1 protein-coding gene is annotated in these 375 nt (G+C 69.9%); it reads right to left on the bottom strand.

The annotated features are described in order from the left end of the window. The coding region (locus RCF13_RS02900) for an HAD hydrolase-like protein (RefSeq protein ID WP_308140831.1) at positions 1-375 on the bottom strand (375 nt) is incomplete at both ends.

Here is a 375-nt window from a genome sequence, read left to right on the forward strand (position 1 = left end):
TCATCAGCTCGTGCAGCATGGCCGGATGCGGCTTGCTGAAGGTCTCGTCGGCGGTGCGGGTGGCGTCAAACATGGGGCCCAGGCCGGTCGCGGCCAGGGCGCGGGTCAGGCCCACCCGGCTCTTGCCGGTGGCCACGGCCAGGCGCACGTCGCGCTCGGCCAGCGCCGTCAACAACTCGGGAATGCCATCGAAAAGGCGCAATTCTGGATCGCGCAGCAGGTAATGGGTGCGGTAGCGCTCCAGGAAGCGCGGCAGCATCGCCTGGGTCAATTGGGGCACGGCACGGCGCAGCGCGCTTTCCAGCGACAGGCCGATGACCCAGCTGGCGTCGGAGGCCGATGGCACCGGCAGCTCCAGGTCGCGACAGGCCCCCT

Origin of the sequence: Stenotrophomonas maltophilia group sp. RNC7, from assembly GCF_030910085.1 — a bacterium.
GTDB classification, from domain to species: domain Bacteria; phylum Pseudomonadota; class Gammaproteobacteria; order Xanthomonadales; family Xanthomonadaceae; genus Stenotrophomonas; species Stenotrophomonas sepilia.